Raw genomic sequence first — 15854 nt, 5'->3', positions numbered from 1 at the left:
TTTAGCTAAACTTCATGATAATAGTCTTGCTTTGATGACTATGAAGATTGGCTATATTGTAATCAAAAATACAAATTATATTTTCATCAATGAATAAGACATAATAAATCTTCTAACAGGAAGCACTGTCATCTTTGACAACGCAAAGTTACAAACTAAACGTTCAGGTTTACACTTTTTAATCATTTTGGAGAAAGAATATTCAAGGCTCAATTCTGAGTAAAAATTTTAGATTTTACTCTAGCGAGAGTGAAAAAAGAGAGTTAAGTAGTTCTGTTTAATCTAAATTTCTTAATAAGGGACGCATAATCAATTTAACAACTTGCCCCTGTGTAACAATTAAAATGTACTCTGCAAGTTTTGGGGCGATCAGTGACAAAAGCGGCAAGAATAAGGCAGTAATGTTACTCAAGCTAGTAGTAGCACTAATCATAATGCTAGGAATGAGACAAATCAGTGTCCATATCAACCTATTTATAAATTTAGAGTTGATGGAAGTACGCCTTTGAAGTTGATTAACAACTATATAGCGGGTAGTAGCAAATAATATAGTTAACCCTAACCAAGCAAATATTAATATCATCCAATTTGCTAGATGGAGATTGTAAACTAGAAAACCAGCAGGAAAAATAGAAGCTATCTCCCAAATTAATAGATTTAATTTAGTCCGAAGACAGGTTAGTATTTGTTCAATAAGCCAATAATGCACAGAAACAATATTTAAACACTGAGGATTTTGGATAAAATCACTCCTAATTTTGTAAATTATGTCGCCATAAAATAAAATATTACTTTGTAAAACAATATCTTCTTCTTTCCACAAATATAAAGCTGATGTATCTTCTCTAAAATACAAATTAAAAGTAAGCCCGTACTGTAAATTTAATTTATTTTGTAATAATTTACTCCAAAGTAATCTGATAAAACTTACTATAAAAGTATCGTAAAAAAGTTTTAAAGTTTTAAAGTTTTTTTTAGCAATTACTAATTCTTGGTATTGTATAGTATTATCAATAAAGCAGTTGTTGTACAAAAGATAAGCTATTAATTTTGGCGGAATGTACACAGAGCAGCCTATTTTTCGCGCTTCCTCAATTTGTTTTAAAACTGCTTTATTTAGATAAAAAGCATACTGTCCTGGCTCAACCTTAATTTCAAGTTCAATAGGAGTACCTTGAGGTATTTGCACAAAAAAAGATAGTTGAACATCAGCTTCACGATCTGTGTGTGTTTTATCGGGGTTCATTGTCGGGATAACTTTGCGATATTTTGTACAATACCAATCAGAAAATCTAGTGTTCCACGCCACTGTTTCTCTCCAGCAACTACCCCTTCATTATGTATTTTTAGGATTAAATCTCTATCACCTTCAGATAATTGAAATAGCTTTTTATTGTAACGGCTGATAATATCTCCATCTAACTGCATAACAGTTTGAGCATAAATAATATCAATATCTACGCTAGTAATGTTACCACCATTAAGTGCAGCTTTAAGCTCAGACATTTTCCGCAGTGTCCGAATAAATTTATCATTATTCAAAAGTTTTTCAATCTCTTGCCACCTTTGCCGCAAATTTTTTTGATTATTATCTTCTCGATCTGCAACAGGAGTTGGAGCAGGCAATATTGGTCGAGCTAACTTTATGTATACCTCATCAGTTGGAACAATATTTGCTTTATGTTCTACCTGATATTTAAGACGCTCCTGATATTGGATTATTCTGGAGTCTGGCTCACTAGTCTCAGTACTTTGTTCAAGGAGAATGTAAAAATATTCTCTTTCAAGTTGTGCAAATAGACTTGTATAACGCTTGCGTAGCTCTTGAGCTTGAGTTTTTTCTGGCTCTATTAAATCGTCTGGATTTGGAATTCCTTTGCTATCAAAGTAGTCTTTGTCATTTATTGAATAAATCTCTTCATACGCTTGCCAAGCATTAAACTTTGCACCAGTAATTTGCTCCACAACCATCGTATTTATTTCTAAAGCTGTAATATCATCAACTAATTCATGTACAGATGAGACTACTTTTTCTAGTAAATCTTTAGCTTGTTCTTGAATTTTGTTAGGCCTAATCATAATTTCCTTGATTTCTCTAAAGCAAATTAACCTACAGGTAGGGATAAGCTCATATCCTGTAGGTATTTTTGGGTTAATATCAATTAATAAATATCAACTACTGGGGACGGGATAGCGATTGTTGTGAAGTTTTACGAGATTTCATAATTTCTAGAAAAAATCCATACAACTTCTGCAAACTTTCAATGTTTTTTTGCATAATTTCCCGACTTTCTTTGATTTGAGTTAGATGAAATTCGCGAAGTTCTGTATATGGACCGCTGCCAACAAATTGACTACCAACTTCATTAGTTATATCACCATCAATTAGATTAATTATAGTGTGCATTTTATTACCTGGTTGAGCAATTTGCTGCTCTTTTGGTTGTTCTAACTGAGTAGATGATTCTGGAACCCAAGTGGTAATTTCTAGCTCGACTACTTCAACTATAGCTGTTTGAATAGCATCAATAACTTCATCAATATTGAATCCTTCTCCTTTGGCATTCAGCTTCTTAACTTTTATTTTAAATTCACTACTTGGTTTGCTAAAATGACTATTATTTTCCACGTTCCCGATGGCTTGACCATTACTTTCTGTGTTTTCGTTAAAAGTATTATTTACCATGACATTTTAGAGGTTACGGACAGATTTAAATATAAACAAGATACAACTATAGGTTATGTCAAAAATTTTCAGGCTTTTACTAAAAAAAAGTAATTAAAGTCAAAAGAACTTAATAATTTAAGAAATTTTTACTAAAAAAAGTTATGATTTCCAAAAGCCAAATTTATCTTAGAAAAAGAATAATATCATTTTAGATTTTGGAGTCACTGCGTTGTAGTGAATCCAGCACTGCGGTAGGGGTTTCCCCATATTTACTTTATAAATAGGCTCTAAAGTATATCTCAGAGCAAAAGCGAGATTAAGGTATAAACTAACACTAACTAATTATTTTATTTATCTGAGTCAACTTTTTTTCTCTAAGCTAGCAAAGCTTAGACGCACAAGTGGGGCTGACTTTTGTTATCCCACTATGTATACAATAATATGACTGCGATCATAAAGCCAAGGAAAATATGTTGTTATCTCGTCAGGCTTTTGCTACACATTTTGTAATTTATATGTGTATTTTAGGAGTTGGCTTGATTCAATTCCCCCAATTGCAAAAACTAATAAATAGAAAACAATCAGCCTCTTTAGAAACTCTAGAAAAAGAAATAAAATCTGAAAATATCCGCCTTAACTTTCTCCAAAAAATGCCTAGTTTTGGTTATGATAACTTCATTGCAGATTTGGTTTATCTCAATTTTCTTCAATATTTTGGAGATGATGAAATTCGGGATAAAACAGGTTACAGTTTAAGTCCAGAATATTTTGAAGTTATCCTAGAACGCGATCCGCGATTTTTAGCAGCGTATCGCAGTCTTTCGATTAGTACTTCATTGTATGCTGGTATGCCAGAACGTGCGATCGCATTGTCAGAGAAAGGCTTAAAATCAATATCTCCGTCAGTTCCCGAAAAGTCTTATTATATATGGCGTTTTAAAGGAGTTGATGAGTTATTATTTTTAGGCAACGCTCAAGCTGCCCAACAGTCTTTTGCAACGGCGGCAAACTGGGCAAGTAAATTTTCTGATCCAGAGAGTCAGCTGATAGCTAATACTTCCCAAAGAACTGCTGAATTTCTGAGTCGAAATCCTAATAGTAAATACGCTCAAATTTCTACATGGTCAATGGTTTTAAATAATCATGTCGATGAGAAAACTCAGAAACGCGCAATTAAAGAAATCGAAGCTTTGGGAGGAAAAATAGTTACAACTACTGAAGGTACTCATGAAATTATATTTCCGCCTAAAGATTAAATTATTATTTATAACGAGTTGCTAGCTGCAAGTGTAGTAAAGTATTTGATTCGCCCAATTTTTTCAAATTTCTCACGCATCCTTGAGTAAGGGAATATTAATGTCAATACAATTGGCAGAATCTGAATCTCAAATGTTAGGGTGTTTTCCTGTTATTTCCCAGTTGCGCCCTCATCTTGAGCAGACTAAGTTTGTAGAACAAGTTCGATATCAAATGACACAAGGATATCAACTTGTATTCTTGGAAGTAGAAAAGCAAGCTGTAGCGATCGCTGGATTTCGCATTTCTAATTGTTTAGCATCGGGAAAGTTTTTATACATTGATGATTTAGTTGTTGATGAGTTGCAGCGATCGCATAGCTATGGCCAACAGTTATTTCAGTGGCTAATTGAATATGCCAGAAATTATGACTGTAAACACCTGAGTCTGGATTCTGGTGTTCAGCGATTTGCAGCCCACAGGTTTTATCTCATGCAGCGTATGAGCATTACAAGTCATCACTTTTCAATGGAGTTGTAGCAACAAGCAATTTGGTTGTGACAAATAATATTTTTTGGTATGACGGCAAATTAATTCACTCTCAAACCCTAGAATTAAACATTAACGATCCAGGTTTACTTTATGGGGCAACTGTTTTTACAACATTGCGGGTTTATCAGAACTCCCTAGATAGTAATTTAACTAATTGGCAAGCACATTGCGATCGCTTACTTTTCTCACTACAAACTTTTGGTTGGCAGCAACCCGATTGGAATCGTCTGCGTCAAGGCGCTCAAATTCTTCTCCTACACTTCCCCGTTCTCAGAATTACCCTCTTTCCCGATGGACGCGAGTGGATAACTGGTAGATTCTTACCCCAAGATTTGACAGAAAAACAAAATAATGGTATTATATGCGCCGTTGCTAGTCCTGAATTTTCTCGCTCTCTCCCCTCTCATAAAACTGGAAACTATTTGAGTGCTTGGTTGGCAAAAACTAGCTTAGATGCTCAAGAAGCAATATTAGTCGATACTCAAGGAAATTGGCTAGAAACTAGTACAGGCAACCTTTGGGGATGGTGCGATCGCAGTTGGTACACGCCACCAATAAAGGCCGGAATTTTGCCGGGAATTATGCGATCGCAACTTGTAAACTGGTTGCAAAACTACCACCAGCCAGTGCGAGAAGAAACTTGGAGCGTCGAGTTAGTCCAGAGATTTGAAGCGATCGCCTACACTAATAGTGTGGTAGAAATTATTCCCATTCATACCGTTCATCTGCCTTCAGGGTCGCTACAATGTAATCCCTACCATCATAGTTTTCAGCTAATAAGGGAGCTTTTTTAGCATGACATCCACGCCAAATTTGTTATATCTTAAGATAAGTTAACATAAATCTTAATAATCACCTTTCCGAGCAGAGAAGCTAGGCGATTGCGCGAAAAATACCGGAGGATAGACCTTAGTGAATAAAAGATGGAGAAATGCAGGGCTGTACGCGCTGCTGTTTATTGTCGTCATTGCGCTGGGAACAGCATTTTTTGACAAACAACCCCAAAGCAGAGAGACATGGCGATATAGTCGCTTTATTCAAGAAGTTCAACAAGGCAGAGTAGAAAAAGTCAGTTTGAGTGCAGATCGCTCCACAGCACTGGTTACACCCAAATATGACCCGGCTAAACGGATTGTTACCTTAGTTAACGATCCAGAATTAATCAATACTCTGACTTCTAAAGGCGTTGATATTTCTGTTTTGCCCCAAACCGACGAAGGATTTTGGTTTAAGGCACTGAGCAGCTTATTTTTCCCTGTATTGCTTTTGGTTGGCTTATTCTTCTTGCTACGTCGCGCTCAAAGTGGCCCAGGCAGCCAAGCGATGAACTTTGGTAAGTCCAAAGCCAGAGTGCAAATGGAACCACAAACCCAGGTGACATTTGGCGATGTCGCTGGCATTGACCAAGCCAAGTTGGAATTAAACGAAGTCGTAGACTTTCTGAAAAACGCCGATCGCTTTACCGCCGTTGGTGCAAAAATTCCTAAAGGTGTGCTATTAGTTGGCCCTCCTGGTACAGGTAAAACTCTCCTAGCTCGTGCTGTAGCTGGTGAAGCAGGTGTACCCTTCTTCTCAATCTCCGGTTCGGAATTTGTGGAAATGTTCGTCGGTGTGGGTGCATCCCGCGTCCGCGATTTGTTTGAACAAGCTAAAACCAATGCTCCTTGTATCGTCTTCATCGATGAAATTGACGCCGTAGGTCGTCAACGGGGTGCAGGTTTAGGTGGTGGTAACGATGAGCGGGAACAAACCCTCAACCAGCTGCTTACAGAAATGGACGGTTTTGAAGGTAACACTGGCATCATCATTATTGCCGCTACTAACCGTCCCGATGTCCTAGATGCAGCGCTGTTGCGTCCTGGTCGCTTTGACCGTCAAGTTGTGGTAGACCGTCCCGACTATGCCGGACGCAGCGAAATTCTCAAGGTACACGCCCGTGGCAAAACCTTGGCGAAAGATGTGGACTTGGATAAAATCGCCCGTCGTACCCCTGGATTTACTGGCGCTGATTTATCCAATCTGTTGAATGAAGCCGCAATTTTGGCAGCACGCCGGAATTTGACTGAAATTTCGATGGATGAAATCAATGACGCGATCGATCGCGTATTAGCTGGACCAGAGAAGAAAGACCGGGTAATGAGCGAAAAGCGCAAAACCTTGGTGGCATATCACGAAGCTGGTCACGCTTTAGTTGGTGCTTTGATGCCTGACTACGACCCAGTACAAAAAATTAGCATCATTCCTCGCGGTCGCGCAGGCGGTTTAACTTGGTTTACTCCTAGCGAAGACCGGATGGACACTGGTTTATACAGCCGCGCTTATCTAGAAAATCAGATGGCTGTGGCTTTGGGTGGTCGAATTGCTGAAGAATTAATCTTTGGTGAAGAAGAAGTTACCACTGGTGCTTCCAACGACTTACAACAAGTAGCCCGTGTTGCCCGTCAGATGATTACCCGATTTGGGATGAGCGATCGCTTAGGCCCTGTTGCCCTTGGTCGTCAACAAGGTAATATGTTCCTCGGACGCGATATCATGTCAGAGCGTGATTTTTCTGAAGAAACCGCTGCTGCCATTGATGAAGAAGTTCGCAAACTTGTAGATGTAGCCTATACACGCGCCAAAGAAGTGTTAGTAGGCAACCGCCACATTCTAGATCAGCTAGCGCAAATGCTGGTTGATAAAGAAACAGTAGACGCTGAAGAGTTGCAAGAAATTCTCTCGAATAACGATGTGACAACCGCTGCGTTTGCCTAATTTAATGAGTAGTTAGGAGTTAGTAGTTAAAAACAATTCGTAACTCCTTATTGTTAAAAAAGCCCGGTCATGAAGACTGGGCTTTTTTGTGGGGTTATATACCCCAAAGGTTTCGTTATAGAGTTTCAGTATAAATCGCTTCTCTGATAAAGACTACCAGATGAACATAATTAATTCCGGAAAATTAGAAAAATTTTTTAGATACACTCAAATCAAAAAAGCTAGAACTCTTACTTTAAAAGGAAAAACATACAATCTATCTACAATTTAACGACTTCGCTCTTCTCTTATTCCCCACCCTCTCTACAAGACGCTATTCGCGTTCAACTCATACTTAGTAAGGGTGAAGATGGATATAACGCACCAAATATCAGCATAAAGACTGCGTGAACTTGGTGTACATCGTTATTCTCTTCTGTAAATTAGGTTAAAAATTATCTATAGCAATCTGGAATCTAAATGGAGGTTATAGCCGTAGCTAAATATTTCTGCTTATTTGCAACCTAACAAGCACAGAAATCTTAATAGTATCCTTGAATTTCGTACAGCGGATCAAGTTGCCGATAATGTTCGGCAGGTTGGAAATACAGCAACCGTGCCCCGTCCGCAGCAAGCTGCTGTTGCTGGGTGTAAGCTAGATAAAACAAATTATTCTTCCAGATATGCCAATAAGAGGGGGAACCCCCCAGCAGAGACTCTAAAGCTTCATCTATTCGCCAAGAATGGCCCTTGAGTAATTCTCCGATTTCTGACTGGGCATCAAATGGCTCTTCCTCGGTTCCTTTCAACATATCTAATTCTGACAACCTTCTGTCTTTCTCCTGTTGCTGTTCAGGGGAAGGTGCTTTCACAACTGCCTGTATTTCCTCTGGCATATCTAGTAAGAAGAATTGTGAGTACCCATTTGCATTAATCTGTTCGTCATAAAACTGGTTTTCTTCTTCTTCTATACGGTCAACGCTACCAGAAATAAACGTCTGACCCATAGCATCTGCTTCCAGAAGGATACCATCATGACCGTATGCGCCGAAGTGAAAAGCATTGCAACCAATTTGCATAGCTAGTTCTGATAGCCGAGGGCGAGAAGCACCCCTAGCCCGACGGCATAGTAGTTCATTCGGTTCGGTTTTCACTATAGTCCATCCCGGAGTGCTAACGAACAGTCCGACAATCCATAGGTCGGGTAATAGCAGGCAGGGAGTTTGGCGCAATTCCTCATTTGATAAGGGTTGAGGTGGTTGGGAAATGCGACGGCAACCTTCAAGCTCAAGGATACGACTGATAGCCAGTTCAATTGAATCTAAATTATTTGACTGAATACAGCTAGTGTAATTTCGGAACTCGATAAACACTGCCAACTTCCTATACCGGAGATTAAATTAATATGGAGTGCTAGTGCCTTCGATGAATTCAGGAGGCAACACCTGACTAAACAATAATTCCTGTAACTCCACACCTTCTCTTCGGCTACTGTGTCAGTGGTCAATAGCTCATTTTTAGGAAGTAGAAACTGCTAGAGAAAGTAAAGACAATCATATCGAAAGATGAATTATCATTATCGGTAAACCAAAAACTTTTTTACCGAAAAGTGATCGCTAAAGTTTTTGTAGTCTATGATACTGTGTGAAAATTAGAAATCAGGATAATTCTGAGATTTTACAGAATTACCCTGATTTTTTTGAATGCGAAAGCATCCATGCATCCTGTGTAGCACCTCTTATGGCGATCAAAAGTGTTCTCCTTTAAATAGATAGCTTTCCGAATCTTTACTTGATATTCAACTAATTGGCGCTCTTAAACTCTGGATGTCGGTTTCAAAAATAGCCACGCCACAAAGAACGTAGCCGCCGTAAATAGTTGCGTCAAATCCAAAGCAGATAGATACCCGTCTGCAAATGAAGCGATACTGCGATCGGTAATGCCAAATACCCACGATGACAGCCCAAACAGCCAAATCCCATTTTTGAGATTTCCGACGAATTCCTTAGAGTTTGATCGTTCTTGGTCTTTCATAATCTTCTGTTGCGTTAGTGAAGAATCTGGTGATTGATGCTAAATACCTGCCATTAGGAATTTTTTTCAGATTCCTGACGCTGAATTTACATTTACTATCTATTAATAATATTAATAAATATTTCACCTACTTGACATCCCTGCCCAAACGTACATCTCCTAATGATGACATTCCTCTTTTGGTTCTGTTATCTCCGATAGACGGCAATACGTTGAGTTCTCAGCTTTACAGCGTCAGGTTTGAATACTGAAATTACATTATTTTTAAATAACCATATAAAGATTTATTTATGCTTTGCATAAAATACTTCATAGGATAGATGCGTTTCCAAAATATTTTCATATTTCAATGTGTAGAGACTTGAAAGGGGCGCATAGCTAGCTGTGCACCCCTACAAGGAAATGAAATAGTTATTTTGGATTTAGATTAATCCCTTCATCTGACCAACTGCGCGGCAGAATTAAAAAATTGCCGACACAACCCCTTCGTGATTAAAACTGTTGTCAACAAGTTAGCAAAAACAACCATGAACATAATTAAAATTTCGTAGGAGACAGCATCTAGAGGTTTGACACCAGCTAATAACTGTCCGGTGGTAATTCCTGGTATTGCGACCATACCTATGAGTATCATTTGATTGAGAGTAGGAATCAATCCGGCTTTGATGGCGTCTTTGCGATACTGGCTAACTGCTTGCTCTGGAGTTGCACCTAAGCTTAAATGGGTTTCTATTTCGAGATGGCTGGAATTAATCGTGCTGACAAGGCGATCGCCTGCGATCGCAGCTGCATTGGTAGCATTACCTAAGACTATCCCTGCTAGGGGAATTATATACTGTGGTTCGTACCATCTTTCTGGTTGAACGATCAAGAAGTTGATGTAAAACACTGTCACGGTAGTACTAATTAAAATTGCACCCCACACCAAAGGCAACAGATGAGGAATTTTTGGAGTAATGCGATTTCGTGCGACAATCGCCGTAATTGTCAGCATTATTGCTAATAGCGCCAAAACTGCCCAAGCATTGTCTAAAGCCAAGATGAAATCTAAAATGTATCCCAATACAAGAAGTTGTAAGATGGTTCTCCCAGTCGCAAGGGCTAGGTTCAACTCTAATCCTAATTTTTCCCAAGCAGATAAACCAATTGCGATCGCCATCAATCCCACAGCAATAGCTAAATCCCCGAAATCCAGCTTGATTAGATCCTGCATGGGTTTTCTATCTCCTAGTATTTTCTTCTCAAGGCAGCCTACACAAGAGGAACTTTGATTCCAGGTGTTGGATCTTGGTTGATATATATCACTTTCATCAATTCAAAATTCCAAATGGTACGACCTTAACATGGCAAACACCTAGTATGCCTACTATCTGTAAATTAAATGTGCAGTGGTTTCCCGCACGACAATTTAAGTAAAAACCCTAATAGATGCGTATCTTGGGCGATAGTCTTTTAGTAGCTCCTCTTTGATTAATAATTTAATCAGCAAAAATTGACTCTCGAAGTGCATCCTTTGTATCTCCCGATAAAATGAGAACTCATGATCCAAAGTGTAAATCCCATCCCTGCCTTTGATATCAAGCAGCAATACACCACTATCGAAGCAGAAGTAAGTGCAGCTGTCTTAGAGGTTTTGGCTTCTGGTCGCTATATCGGCGGCCCCTTAGTCGAAGGTTTTGAACAACAGTTTGCCGCTTATAATACTGTTACTGAATGTGTGGCTTGTAATTCTGGTACTGATGCGCTCTACTTAGCGTTACGAGTCTTGGACGTTGGTGCAGGCGATGAAGTGATTACAACGCCTTTTACCTTTATTGCGACATCTGAAGTGATTAGCGCCGTGGGTGCAAAGCCTGTTTTCGTTGATATTGACGCGACTACGTTTAATTTAGATGTAGAGCAAGTCGCAGCGGCGATTACACCCAACACTAAAGCGATTATCCCGGTTCACCTATTTGGACAACCTGTGGATATGACATCATTAATGGCGATCGCTCAGTCTCACAATTTGTCAATCATTGAAGATTGCGCTCAGTCTACAGGGGCAATTTGGGCTGATGAAAAAGTAGGAAGTATTGGACATATTGGTTGCTTTAGTTTCTACCCTACCAAAAATCTTGGTGGTTGCGGCGATGGTGGAGCAATAACGACTAACGATCCAGCGATCGCCACTAAACTGCGAATACTACGAGATCATGGTAGTAAGATTCGATATTTACACGAAGAAATCGGTGTAAATAGCCGCTTGGATGCTCTCCAAGCAGCCATTTTGCAAATTAAGTTACGTTATTTAGATATTTGGAACGATCGCCGCCGAGATATCGCCAATTATTACTACCAGTACCTTAGCCAAATTCCGGGGATTGTCCCACCCCAAGAATTACCTGGGGGTATGGGGGTATGGAATCAATACACCATTCGCATATCCGGCGAAGGGCGCAATGGTTCTAGCGCCAAATATCGAGATTGGGTGCGTACTCAATTGCAAGAACAAGGCGTGAGTTCAATGATTTACTACCCCCATCCTTTACATTTGCAGCCAGTTTATCAAAGTCTGGGCTATAAAATTGGGGACTTACCAATAGCAGAGCAAGCTTGCCATGAGGTTATATCCTTGCCTATGTTCCCAGAACTGACACAACAGCAGCAAGACCAGGTGATTTATGCGTTGAAGGATTGTTTGGGGTGAGGGAAGTGGAGGAGCAGAGAGGCAGGAGGGATTGGGGAGCAGGGGAGACAAGGGGACAAGGGGACAAGGGGACAAGGGGGAATTCTTGAACAAATCTCTCCCAAGTCTCCCCCCTCTTCCTTGTCTACTTTGTCTCTTCTTCATGCCCAATGCCCAATGCCCAATGCCCTACTTGTCAGTCAACACTCTTGCAGTCGCTAAGGCTTCTACTAAACCGCGCACAGCAGCAATCATTGCGACTTCGCTATTGAGTTGGTTGATGGCAGAACCAACACCAACACCAGCAGCACCAGCGGCGATCGCTAACGGTGCAGTAACACTAGAAATGCCTGATGCACACAATACTGGCACTGACACTACACGCGAAATCTCAAAAGCTGCTGCCAAGGTTGGAGCAGCTTTTTCAATTAATCCTAGAGTTCCGGGGTGAACTGGGTTACTGCTAGTACCGCCTTCGGTTTGGATAATATCTGCTCCAGCTTTCACCAGTTCTTCTGCTAGCTGTACCTGTCGATCTAGTTCCAGGATGTGGGGAACGGTGACAGATAGGGTAATTTCTGGGAAAAGAGCGCGAGTTTGCTTAGTCAGTGCTAGCACTTCTAGAGCCTCAAAACGGCGTCCTTGAGCATAGAAGGAATCAAAATTCCCGATTTCAATTAAATTAGCACCAGCTGCCACTGCTTGCACAAATTTATCTGCCTCTACTGCTGATACACAAATAGGTAAATTTGTCAAACTTTTAGCTAACTGGACTAAAGCTGGATCAGCGGCAATATCAATAAAAGTAGCACCGCCAAATTCAGCAGCTTTAACAGTAGCAGCAATGCTAGTGGCGTCGAAGTTATTCAAGCCGCTAATCACTTTCAGAACGCGGCGGTTAGTAAATGCACGTTGGAGTGTGGAATGCATCGTCATAGTTTGGCTTTTGAAGCTACGAAAATTAGGTATATTCTACCGTCCCTCAGTTAATGAGAGACTAAATCACTATGGTAGTTGCCAAATATTGATAATTTTATCCTTACCGCCACTAATCAAAGTTTTGCCATCTGCACTGAAAGCGATCGCATAAACTTCTAGTTCCATCTATCTAAGTCTGTAGGGTCTTTTACCACTATCCTAATCAAACTCTAGGGGCCACAAATCTGCAATTGGTACTTCCCATCCTGGGAGAAGTTCGGGAACTGTTAAAATATCGCCATCACGAAGTATTATTGCCTCTTGTCCAAAGTTGTAGACTTCAACAATCCGCTCATCTGGATTGAGCAAAATTCCTACCTTAGTTCCCAAACTCAGAAATTCTTGAATTTTGGCTCTCAGCTCCTCTAAATTATCACTAGGGGACTTCACCTCTACAGTCAAATCGGGAGCCAATTGAGCAAAAGACTTGGGACTGCGACGCAAGCGTTCGGCTAAAACAAATGAGGCGTCCGGTGCGCGTAAATCGGAATTAGGCAACCTGAAACCAGCGCTAGAAGCTGCTGTTCGTCCCAGTTTGCGCGGTCTAACCCAGTTACGTAACTGGGCTACCATTTCAGCTGCGACCTCATCTGATTCGTATCCTGATGGACTCATGACAATAATATTACCCTTAACTAATTCCATGCGATAGTCAGGATGCTGTTGCTGCATTTTTTCCAAGTCTTCAAGCGTTAGGGACATAAAACCTCTAGTTATCACACGCCCTGTATCTATATTATGGAGACAACAGACCTCTCCAGGTGCGATCGCCTCAAATAGAGTCGTCCCTTTGAGGCGATCGTGAATGGCAATAAGCGCATCCGTCACTACTGGAATACCATTTTTAGTTGTTAATAACTGAACTCGAACCCCGTAAAAATAGCGTTTTTTTGAAGCTATGTAACCCGGAGGCGGAGTTTTCTCCTCTGCTCCTCTGCCCTTCTTTACCTAAATGTATCAACCTTAAAGTGAAATGGTATAAGGGCAAAACTCATGCATTCAGGAGATTTCAGCTTAAGTTGACACCAATGCACAGATGTACGCCCCTACATGGGATGTTTTTTCACTGGAAGTCCTTAATTCAATATTCCCAAAATTTTGAGAAGAATAGAACGGGCTAAAAACTATGAACATCAAGATTAAATCATCGGCATATTTAAAAAATGACAAAAGTATGGAATAATACATAGGTGAAAAATTTAATTGCACTCCATAGATTGATAATAAATGTAAAGCTATGATTGCTCAACATTACAACTCAATTCATGTTGAAAATAACTTGCTTAAACAAATCAAAATTAAAGAAAATCAACTAAAAATTGCACAAGAGTCTGATATGCTTCATGTAGCAGAAGAATTACAGAGTCAATTATTAAAGTTACAGTCTCAATTATCAGAGCCGCAAGAGCAAGACGTTGAAATTCAAGCGTTGATGAGTTTGCTAGACGATTGAAACTGTAAATTTATATTGCAAAATATATTGAAAATACAAAACCTATGTTATCCAAAAGCAAAACATAGTAATTCTGATACCTGGGGATATAGCTTATGTGCTACAGCTTAAGAATTAACAGCGCAAGAAGGAGCGATAGGAGAGTGATGATTCTTACTTAGATAAGAGGTTGGGGTTTTTGCTGAGTATGTGGTCTTTTGCTTTGCGGTACTGAATCAATTTTAAGAATAGGTTTAATTGGGCGCTGTTGCCTTTGATTAAGAATTTGAATTTCTCTCTCAATTGAATCTTTTCCTTGTCTAAAAAATTCTTGAGAATTATATGGAACCAAGTCACGGGATAAATGTTGAGCTTGTCTTGGAGTCAAACTAGGAACTGCTTGTTCAGCATTGGCAGAAGTCTGTACAACTAGTAAAAAAACTGTTGAAACCATCAATGGTTTTATTTTTATACATTTGGTGAATATTAAGTTTAACATAGTTGATACATCGGTTGCGTGAATACAGTTTCCAACCATATTAGTGTTGGTCTGATTATAAACAAAGTATACTTATTCCCTTGCTAATTACCTCCTACAAATGGATGAATTAATCAGCTAAACTATTAGTATAGTACAGCAGAAATAAAGCTACCATCTAAATTAACCAGATAAGTTGCTCAAGCAACTGGTTAAAGTTAGACAAACCTTCTGCCACTTGAAATTTTGATGGATGTTGAAAGCAAGAGAATTGTGCTAGATGTAAAATGCTATTCAGTAGTGAATGGTATTTTCGCCTTTTGAAACACCTGCTCAACAGTAAATTGCAGTCCTTCAAATAAGGAATCTGTGAGTAATTCTTCTCCCATGTAAGTTTGTGGTGCTGCATCTGGATAAAAAACAGTAATACTTCTGGCTTTACTATCTAATACCCATACCCGCAGCACCTTAGCATCCAAATAGTCTTTGGCTTTAGCCGCCATTTGTCCAAAGATTTGCCCTGGTGAGAGAGTCGCAGTCTTGGCGGTTTCCGCCGATTGCGTTAGCGCAGCGTTAGCGACGTTAGGAGCGTCACTCTCGAACCCGAAGGGGGAAATAATCTCAATCACCAAATCAGGAGGAACAGGACAAGCTTCGTTTTCATCCCAGTTGGCGGGTAAACGCTCATAAGAAATGTATAAAATATCTGGAATTGGCATCCAATCTAGTCCCCGACGAGTTAATGCAACAGCCCATTCTAGGCAAACTTCTCCTTTCTCCTCACACGATTGCTCAATCAAATTGAGAAGAACGCGGGTAAGTTTCGCGAGAAAAAATTTGGGTGACATTTTAAGAATTGCTTGACCATCAACAAGTTCATAAGTTATGTCTCCCTCGCCTGGTGGAAGATTCAAGAACTCTTGCAAAGTTAATTGATTTTTGGCTTGGAGTATCATGGCTAATTAATTCGTAATTGAAGGACAGAGCAACTAATACTAATTCTCTAAAAGCTGGCTACAGATGAGATAATAAGATTTAATGAGAAGAGGGATATCCAATGTCAGGGGTCTATCAA

General features: G+C 39.6%; 17 protein-coding genes. 6 read left to right on the top strand and 11 right to left on the bottom strand.

Annotated features, from left to right (window positions below; genetic code table 11):
• Positions 1 to 277 precede the first annotated feature (277 nt).
• The 3 genes from HWQ58_RS04330 to HWQ58_RS04320 form a co-directional block, all read right to left on the bottom strand.
• Positions 278 to 1309: a hypothetical protein gene (locus HWQ58_RS04330; protein ID WP_292858230.1), complete on the bottom strand. Its 1032-nt coding sequence runs from the start codon at positions 1307 to 1309 to the stop codon at positions 278 to 280.
• Positions 1243 to 2079 (bottom strand): hypothetical protein, encoded by an 837-nt coding sequence (locus HWQ58_RS04325; RefSeq protein WP_292858227.1) that lies wholly within the window; start codon positions 2077 to 2079, stop codon positions 1243 to 1245. Before HWQ58_RS04325 ends, HWQ58_RS04330 begins: the two co-directional genes overlap by 67 nt.
• 97 nt (positions 2080 to 2176) lie before the next feature.
• Positions 2177 to 2686 carry a hypothetical protein gene (locus tag HWQ58_RS04320; RefSeq protein ID WP_292858225.1) on the bottom strand — a complete coding sequence of 170 codons (510 nt, stop codon included), beginning with the start codon at positions 2684 to 2686 and terminating at the stop codon, positions 2177 to 2179.
• A gap of 452 nt (positions 2687 to 3138) precedes the next feature.
• Here HWQ58_RS04320 and HWQ58_RS04315 point away from each other — a divergent pair, with 452 nt between their 5' ends.
• The 4 genes from HWQ58_RS04315 to ftsH3 all read left to right on the top strand — a co-directional run bounded on the left by HWQ58_RS04315 (position 3139) and on the right by ftsH3 (position 7210).
• The gene (locus tag HWQ58_RS04315; protein ID WP_292858223.1) at positions 3139 to 3924 is read left to right on the top strand and encodes a hypothetical protein; all 786 of its coding nucleotides are present in this window, start codon (positions 3139 to 3141) and stop codon (positions 3922 to 3924) included.
• A gap of 100 nt (positions 3925 to 4024) precedes the next feature.
• Positions 4025 to 4444, top strand: coding sequence for a GNAT family N-acetyltransferase (locus HWQ58_RS04310; RefSeq protein WP_292858221.1), 420 nt, complete (start codon positions 4025 to 4027; stop codon positions 4442 to 4444).
• Between the two features lie 17 nt (positions 4445 to 4461).
• Positions 4462 to 5250, top strand: a complete 789-nt coding sequence (locus HWQ58_RS04305; protein WP_292858220.1) for an aminotransferase class IV — start codon at positions 4462 to 4464, stop codon at positions 5248 to 5250.
• Positions 5251 to 5368: 118 nt separating this feature from the next.
• Positions 5369 to 7210 carry an ATP-dependent zinc metalloprotease FtsH3 gene (gene ftsH3 / locus HWQ58_RS04300; RefSeq protein ID WP_292858218.1) on the top strand — a complete coding sequence of 614 codons (1842 nt, stop codon included), beginning with the start codon at positions 5369 to 5371 and terminating at the stop codon, positions 7208 to 7210.
• 521 nt (positions 7211 to 7731) lie between these two features.
• Here ftsH3 and HWQ58_RS04295 read toward each other — a convergent pair.
• The 3 genes from HWQ58_RS04295 to fetB form a co-directional block, all read right to left on the bottom strand.
• Entirely contained in the window at positions 7732 to 8562 is an 831-nt protein-coding gene (locus tag HWQ58_RS04295; protein WP_292858216.1) for a hypothetical protein, read from the bottom strand.
• A gap of 442 nt (positions 8563 to 9004) precedes the next feature.
• Positions 9005 to 9223, bottom strand: a complete 219-nt coding sequence (locus tag HWQ58_RS04290; RefSeq protein WP_292858214.1) for a hypothetical protein — start codon at positions 9221 to 9223, stop codon at positions 9005 to 9007.
• 436 nt (positions 9224 to 9659) lie between these two features.
• Positions 9660 to 10436, bottom strand: coding sequence for an iron export ABC transporter permease subunit FetB (gene fetB / locus HWQ58_RS04285; RefSeq protein WP_292858212.1), 777 nt, complete (start codon positions 10434 to 10436; stop codon positions 9660 to 9662).
• Between the two features lie 327 nt (positions 10437 to 10763).
• On the opposite strand from fetB, the gene HWQ58_RS04280 reads away from it, so the two are divergent.
• Entirely contained in the window at positions 10764 to 11912 is a 1149-nt protein-coding gene (locus HWQ58_RS04280; protein ID WP_292858210.1) for a DegT/DnrJ/EryC1/StrS family aminotransferase, read from the top strand.
• Between the two features lie 168 nt (positions 11913 to 12080).
• Here the strand turns inward: HWQ58_RS04280 and HWQ58_RS04275 are convergent, their stop codons facing one another.
• The 3 genes from HWQ58_RS04275 to HWQ58_RS04270 all read right to left on the bottom strand — a co-directional run bounded on the left by HWQ58_RS04275 (position 12081) and on the right by HWQ58_RS04270 (position 13571).
• A complete protein-coding gene (locus tag HWQ58_RS04275) occupies positions 12081 to 12827 on the bottom strand; it encodes a DUF561 domain-containing protein (RefSeq protein ID WP_292858208.1) in 747 nt (248 codons plus the stop codon).
• 69 nt (positions 12828 to 12896) lie between these two features.
• Positions 12897 to 12995, bottom strand: a complete 99-nt coding sequence (locus tag HWQ58_RS38325) for a hypothetical protein (RefSeq protein ID WP_366837333.1) — start codon at positions 12993 to 12995, stop codon at positions 12897 to 12899.
• 33 nt (positions 12996 to 13028) lie between these two features.
• Positions 13029 to 13571 carry a Uma2 family endonuclease gene (locus tag HWQ58_RS04270; RefSeq protein ID WP_292858291.1) on the bottom strand — a complete coding sequence of 181 codons (543 nt, stop codon included), beginning with the start codon at positions 13569 to 13571 and terminating at the stop codon, positions 13029 to 13031.
• Positions 13572 to 14106: 535 nt separating this feature from the next.
• Here HWQ58_RS04270 and HWQ58_RS04265 point away from each other — a divergent pair.
• A complete protein-coding gene (locus HWQ58_RS04265) occupies positions 14107 to 14322 on the top strand; it encodes a hypothetical protein (protein WP_292858206.1) in 216 nt (71 codons plus the stop codon).
• Positions 14323 to 14479: 157 nt separating this feature from the next.
• On the opposite strand, the gene HWQ58_RS04260 is transcribed toward HWQ58_RS04265, so the two are convergent.
• Together HWQ58_RS04260 and HWQ58_RS04255 are read right to left on the bottom strand one after the other, a co-directional pair.
• A complete protein-coding gene (locus HWQ58_RS04260) occupies positions 14480 to 14800 on the bottom strand; it encodes a hypothetical protein (RefSeq protein ID WP_292858204.1) in 321 nt (106 codons plus the stop codon).
• Positions 14801 to 15069: 269 nt separating this feature from the next.
• Entirely contained in the window at positions 15070 to 15735 is a 666-nt protein-coding gene (locus HWQ58_RS04255) for a Uma2 family endonuclease (RefSeq protein ID WP_292858202.1), read from the bottom strand.
• Between the last annotated feature and the right edge of the window lie 119 nt (positions 15736 to 15854).

Source organism: Nostoc sp. LPT, from assembly GCF_017115165.1.
Taxonomy (GTDB): domain Bacteria; phylum Cyanobacteriota; class Cyanobacteriia; order Cyanobacteriales; family Nostocaceae; genus Nostoc.
Note: the sequence above shows the minus strand (reverse complement) of the source record. Positions and strands in the feature narration are given on the sequence as shown.

Excerpts from the sequence above, each read along its gene's own strand:
- HWQ58_RS04325 (WP_292858227.1), bottom strand. The coding sequence starts at position 2,079 with ATGATTAGGCCTAACAAAATTCAAGAACAAGCTAAAGATTTACTAGAA.
- HWQ58_RS04320 (WP_292858225.1), bottom strand. The coding sequence starts at position 2,686 with ATGGTAAATAATACTTTTAACGAAAACACAGAAAGTAATGGTCAAGCC.
- HWQ58_RS04315 (WP_292858223.1), top strand. The coding sequence starts at position 3,139 with ATGTTGTTATCTCGTCAGGCTTTTGCTACACATTTTGTAATTTATATG.
- HWQ58_RS04310 (WP_292858221.1), top strand. The coding sequence starts at position 4,025 with ATGTCAATACAATTGGCAGAATCTGAATCTCAAATGTTAGGGTGTTTT.
- HWQ58_RS04290 (WP_292858214.1), bottom strand. The coding sequence starts at position 9,223 with ATGAAAGACCAAGAACGATCAAACTCTAAGGAATTCGTCGGAAATCTC.
- fetB (WP_292858212.1), bottom strand. The coding sequence starts at position 10,436 with ATGCAGGATCTAATCAAGCTGGATTTCGGGGATTTAGCTATTGCTGTG.
- HWQ58_RS04280 (WP_292858210.1), top strand. The coding sequence starts at position 10,764 with ATGATCCAAAGTGTAAATCCCATCCCTGCCTTTGATATCAAGCAGCAA.
- HWQ58_RS04275 (WP_292858208.1), bottom strand. The coding sequence starts at position 12,827 with ATGACGATGCATTCCACACTCCAACGTGCATTTACTAACCGCCGCGTT.
- HWQ58_RS38325 (WP_366837333.1), bottom strand. The coding sequence starts at position 12,995 with ATGGAACTAGAAGTTTATGCGATCGCTTTCAGTGCAGATGGCAAAACT.
- HWQ58_RS04270 (WP_292858291.1), bottom strand. The coding sequence starts at position 13,571 with ATGTCCCTAACGCTTGAAGACTTGGAAAAAATGCAGCAACAGCATCCT.
- HWQ58_RS04265 (WP_292858206.1), top strand. The coding sequence starts at position 14,107 with ATGATTGCTCAACATTACAACTCAATTCATGTTGAAAATAACTTGCTT.
- HWQ58_RS04260 (WP_292858204.1), bottom strand. The coding sequence starts at position 14,800 with ATGTTAAACTTAATATTCACCAAATGTATAAAAATAAAACCATTGATG.
- HWQ58_RS04255 (WP_292858202.1), bottom strand. The coding sequence starts at position 15,735 with ATGATACTCCAAGCCAAAAATCAATTAACTTTGCAAGAGTTCTTGAAT.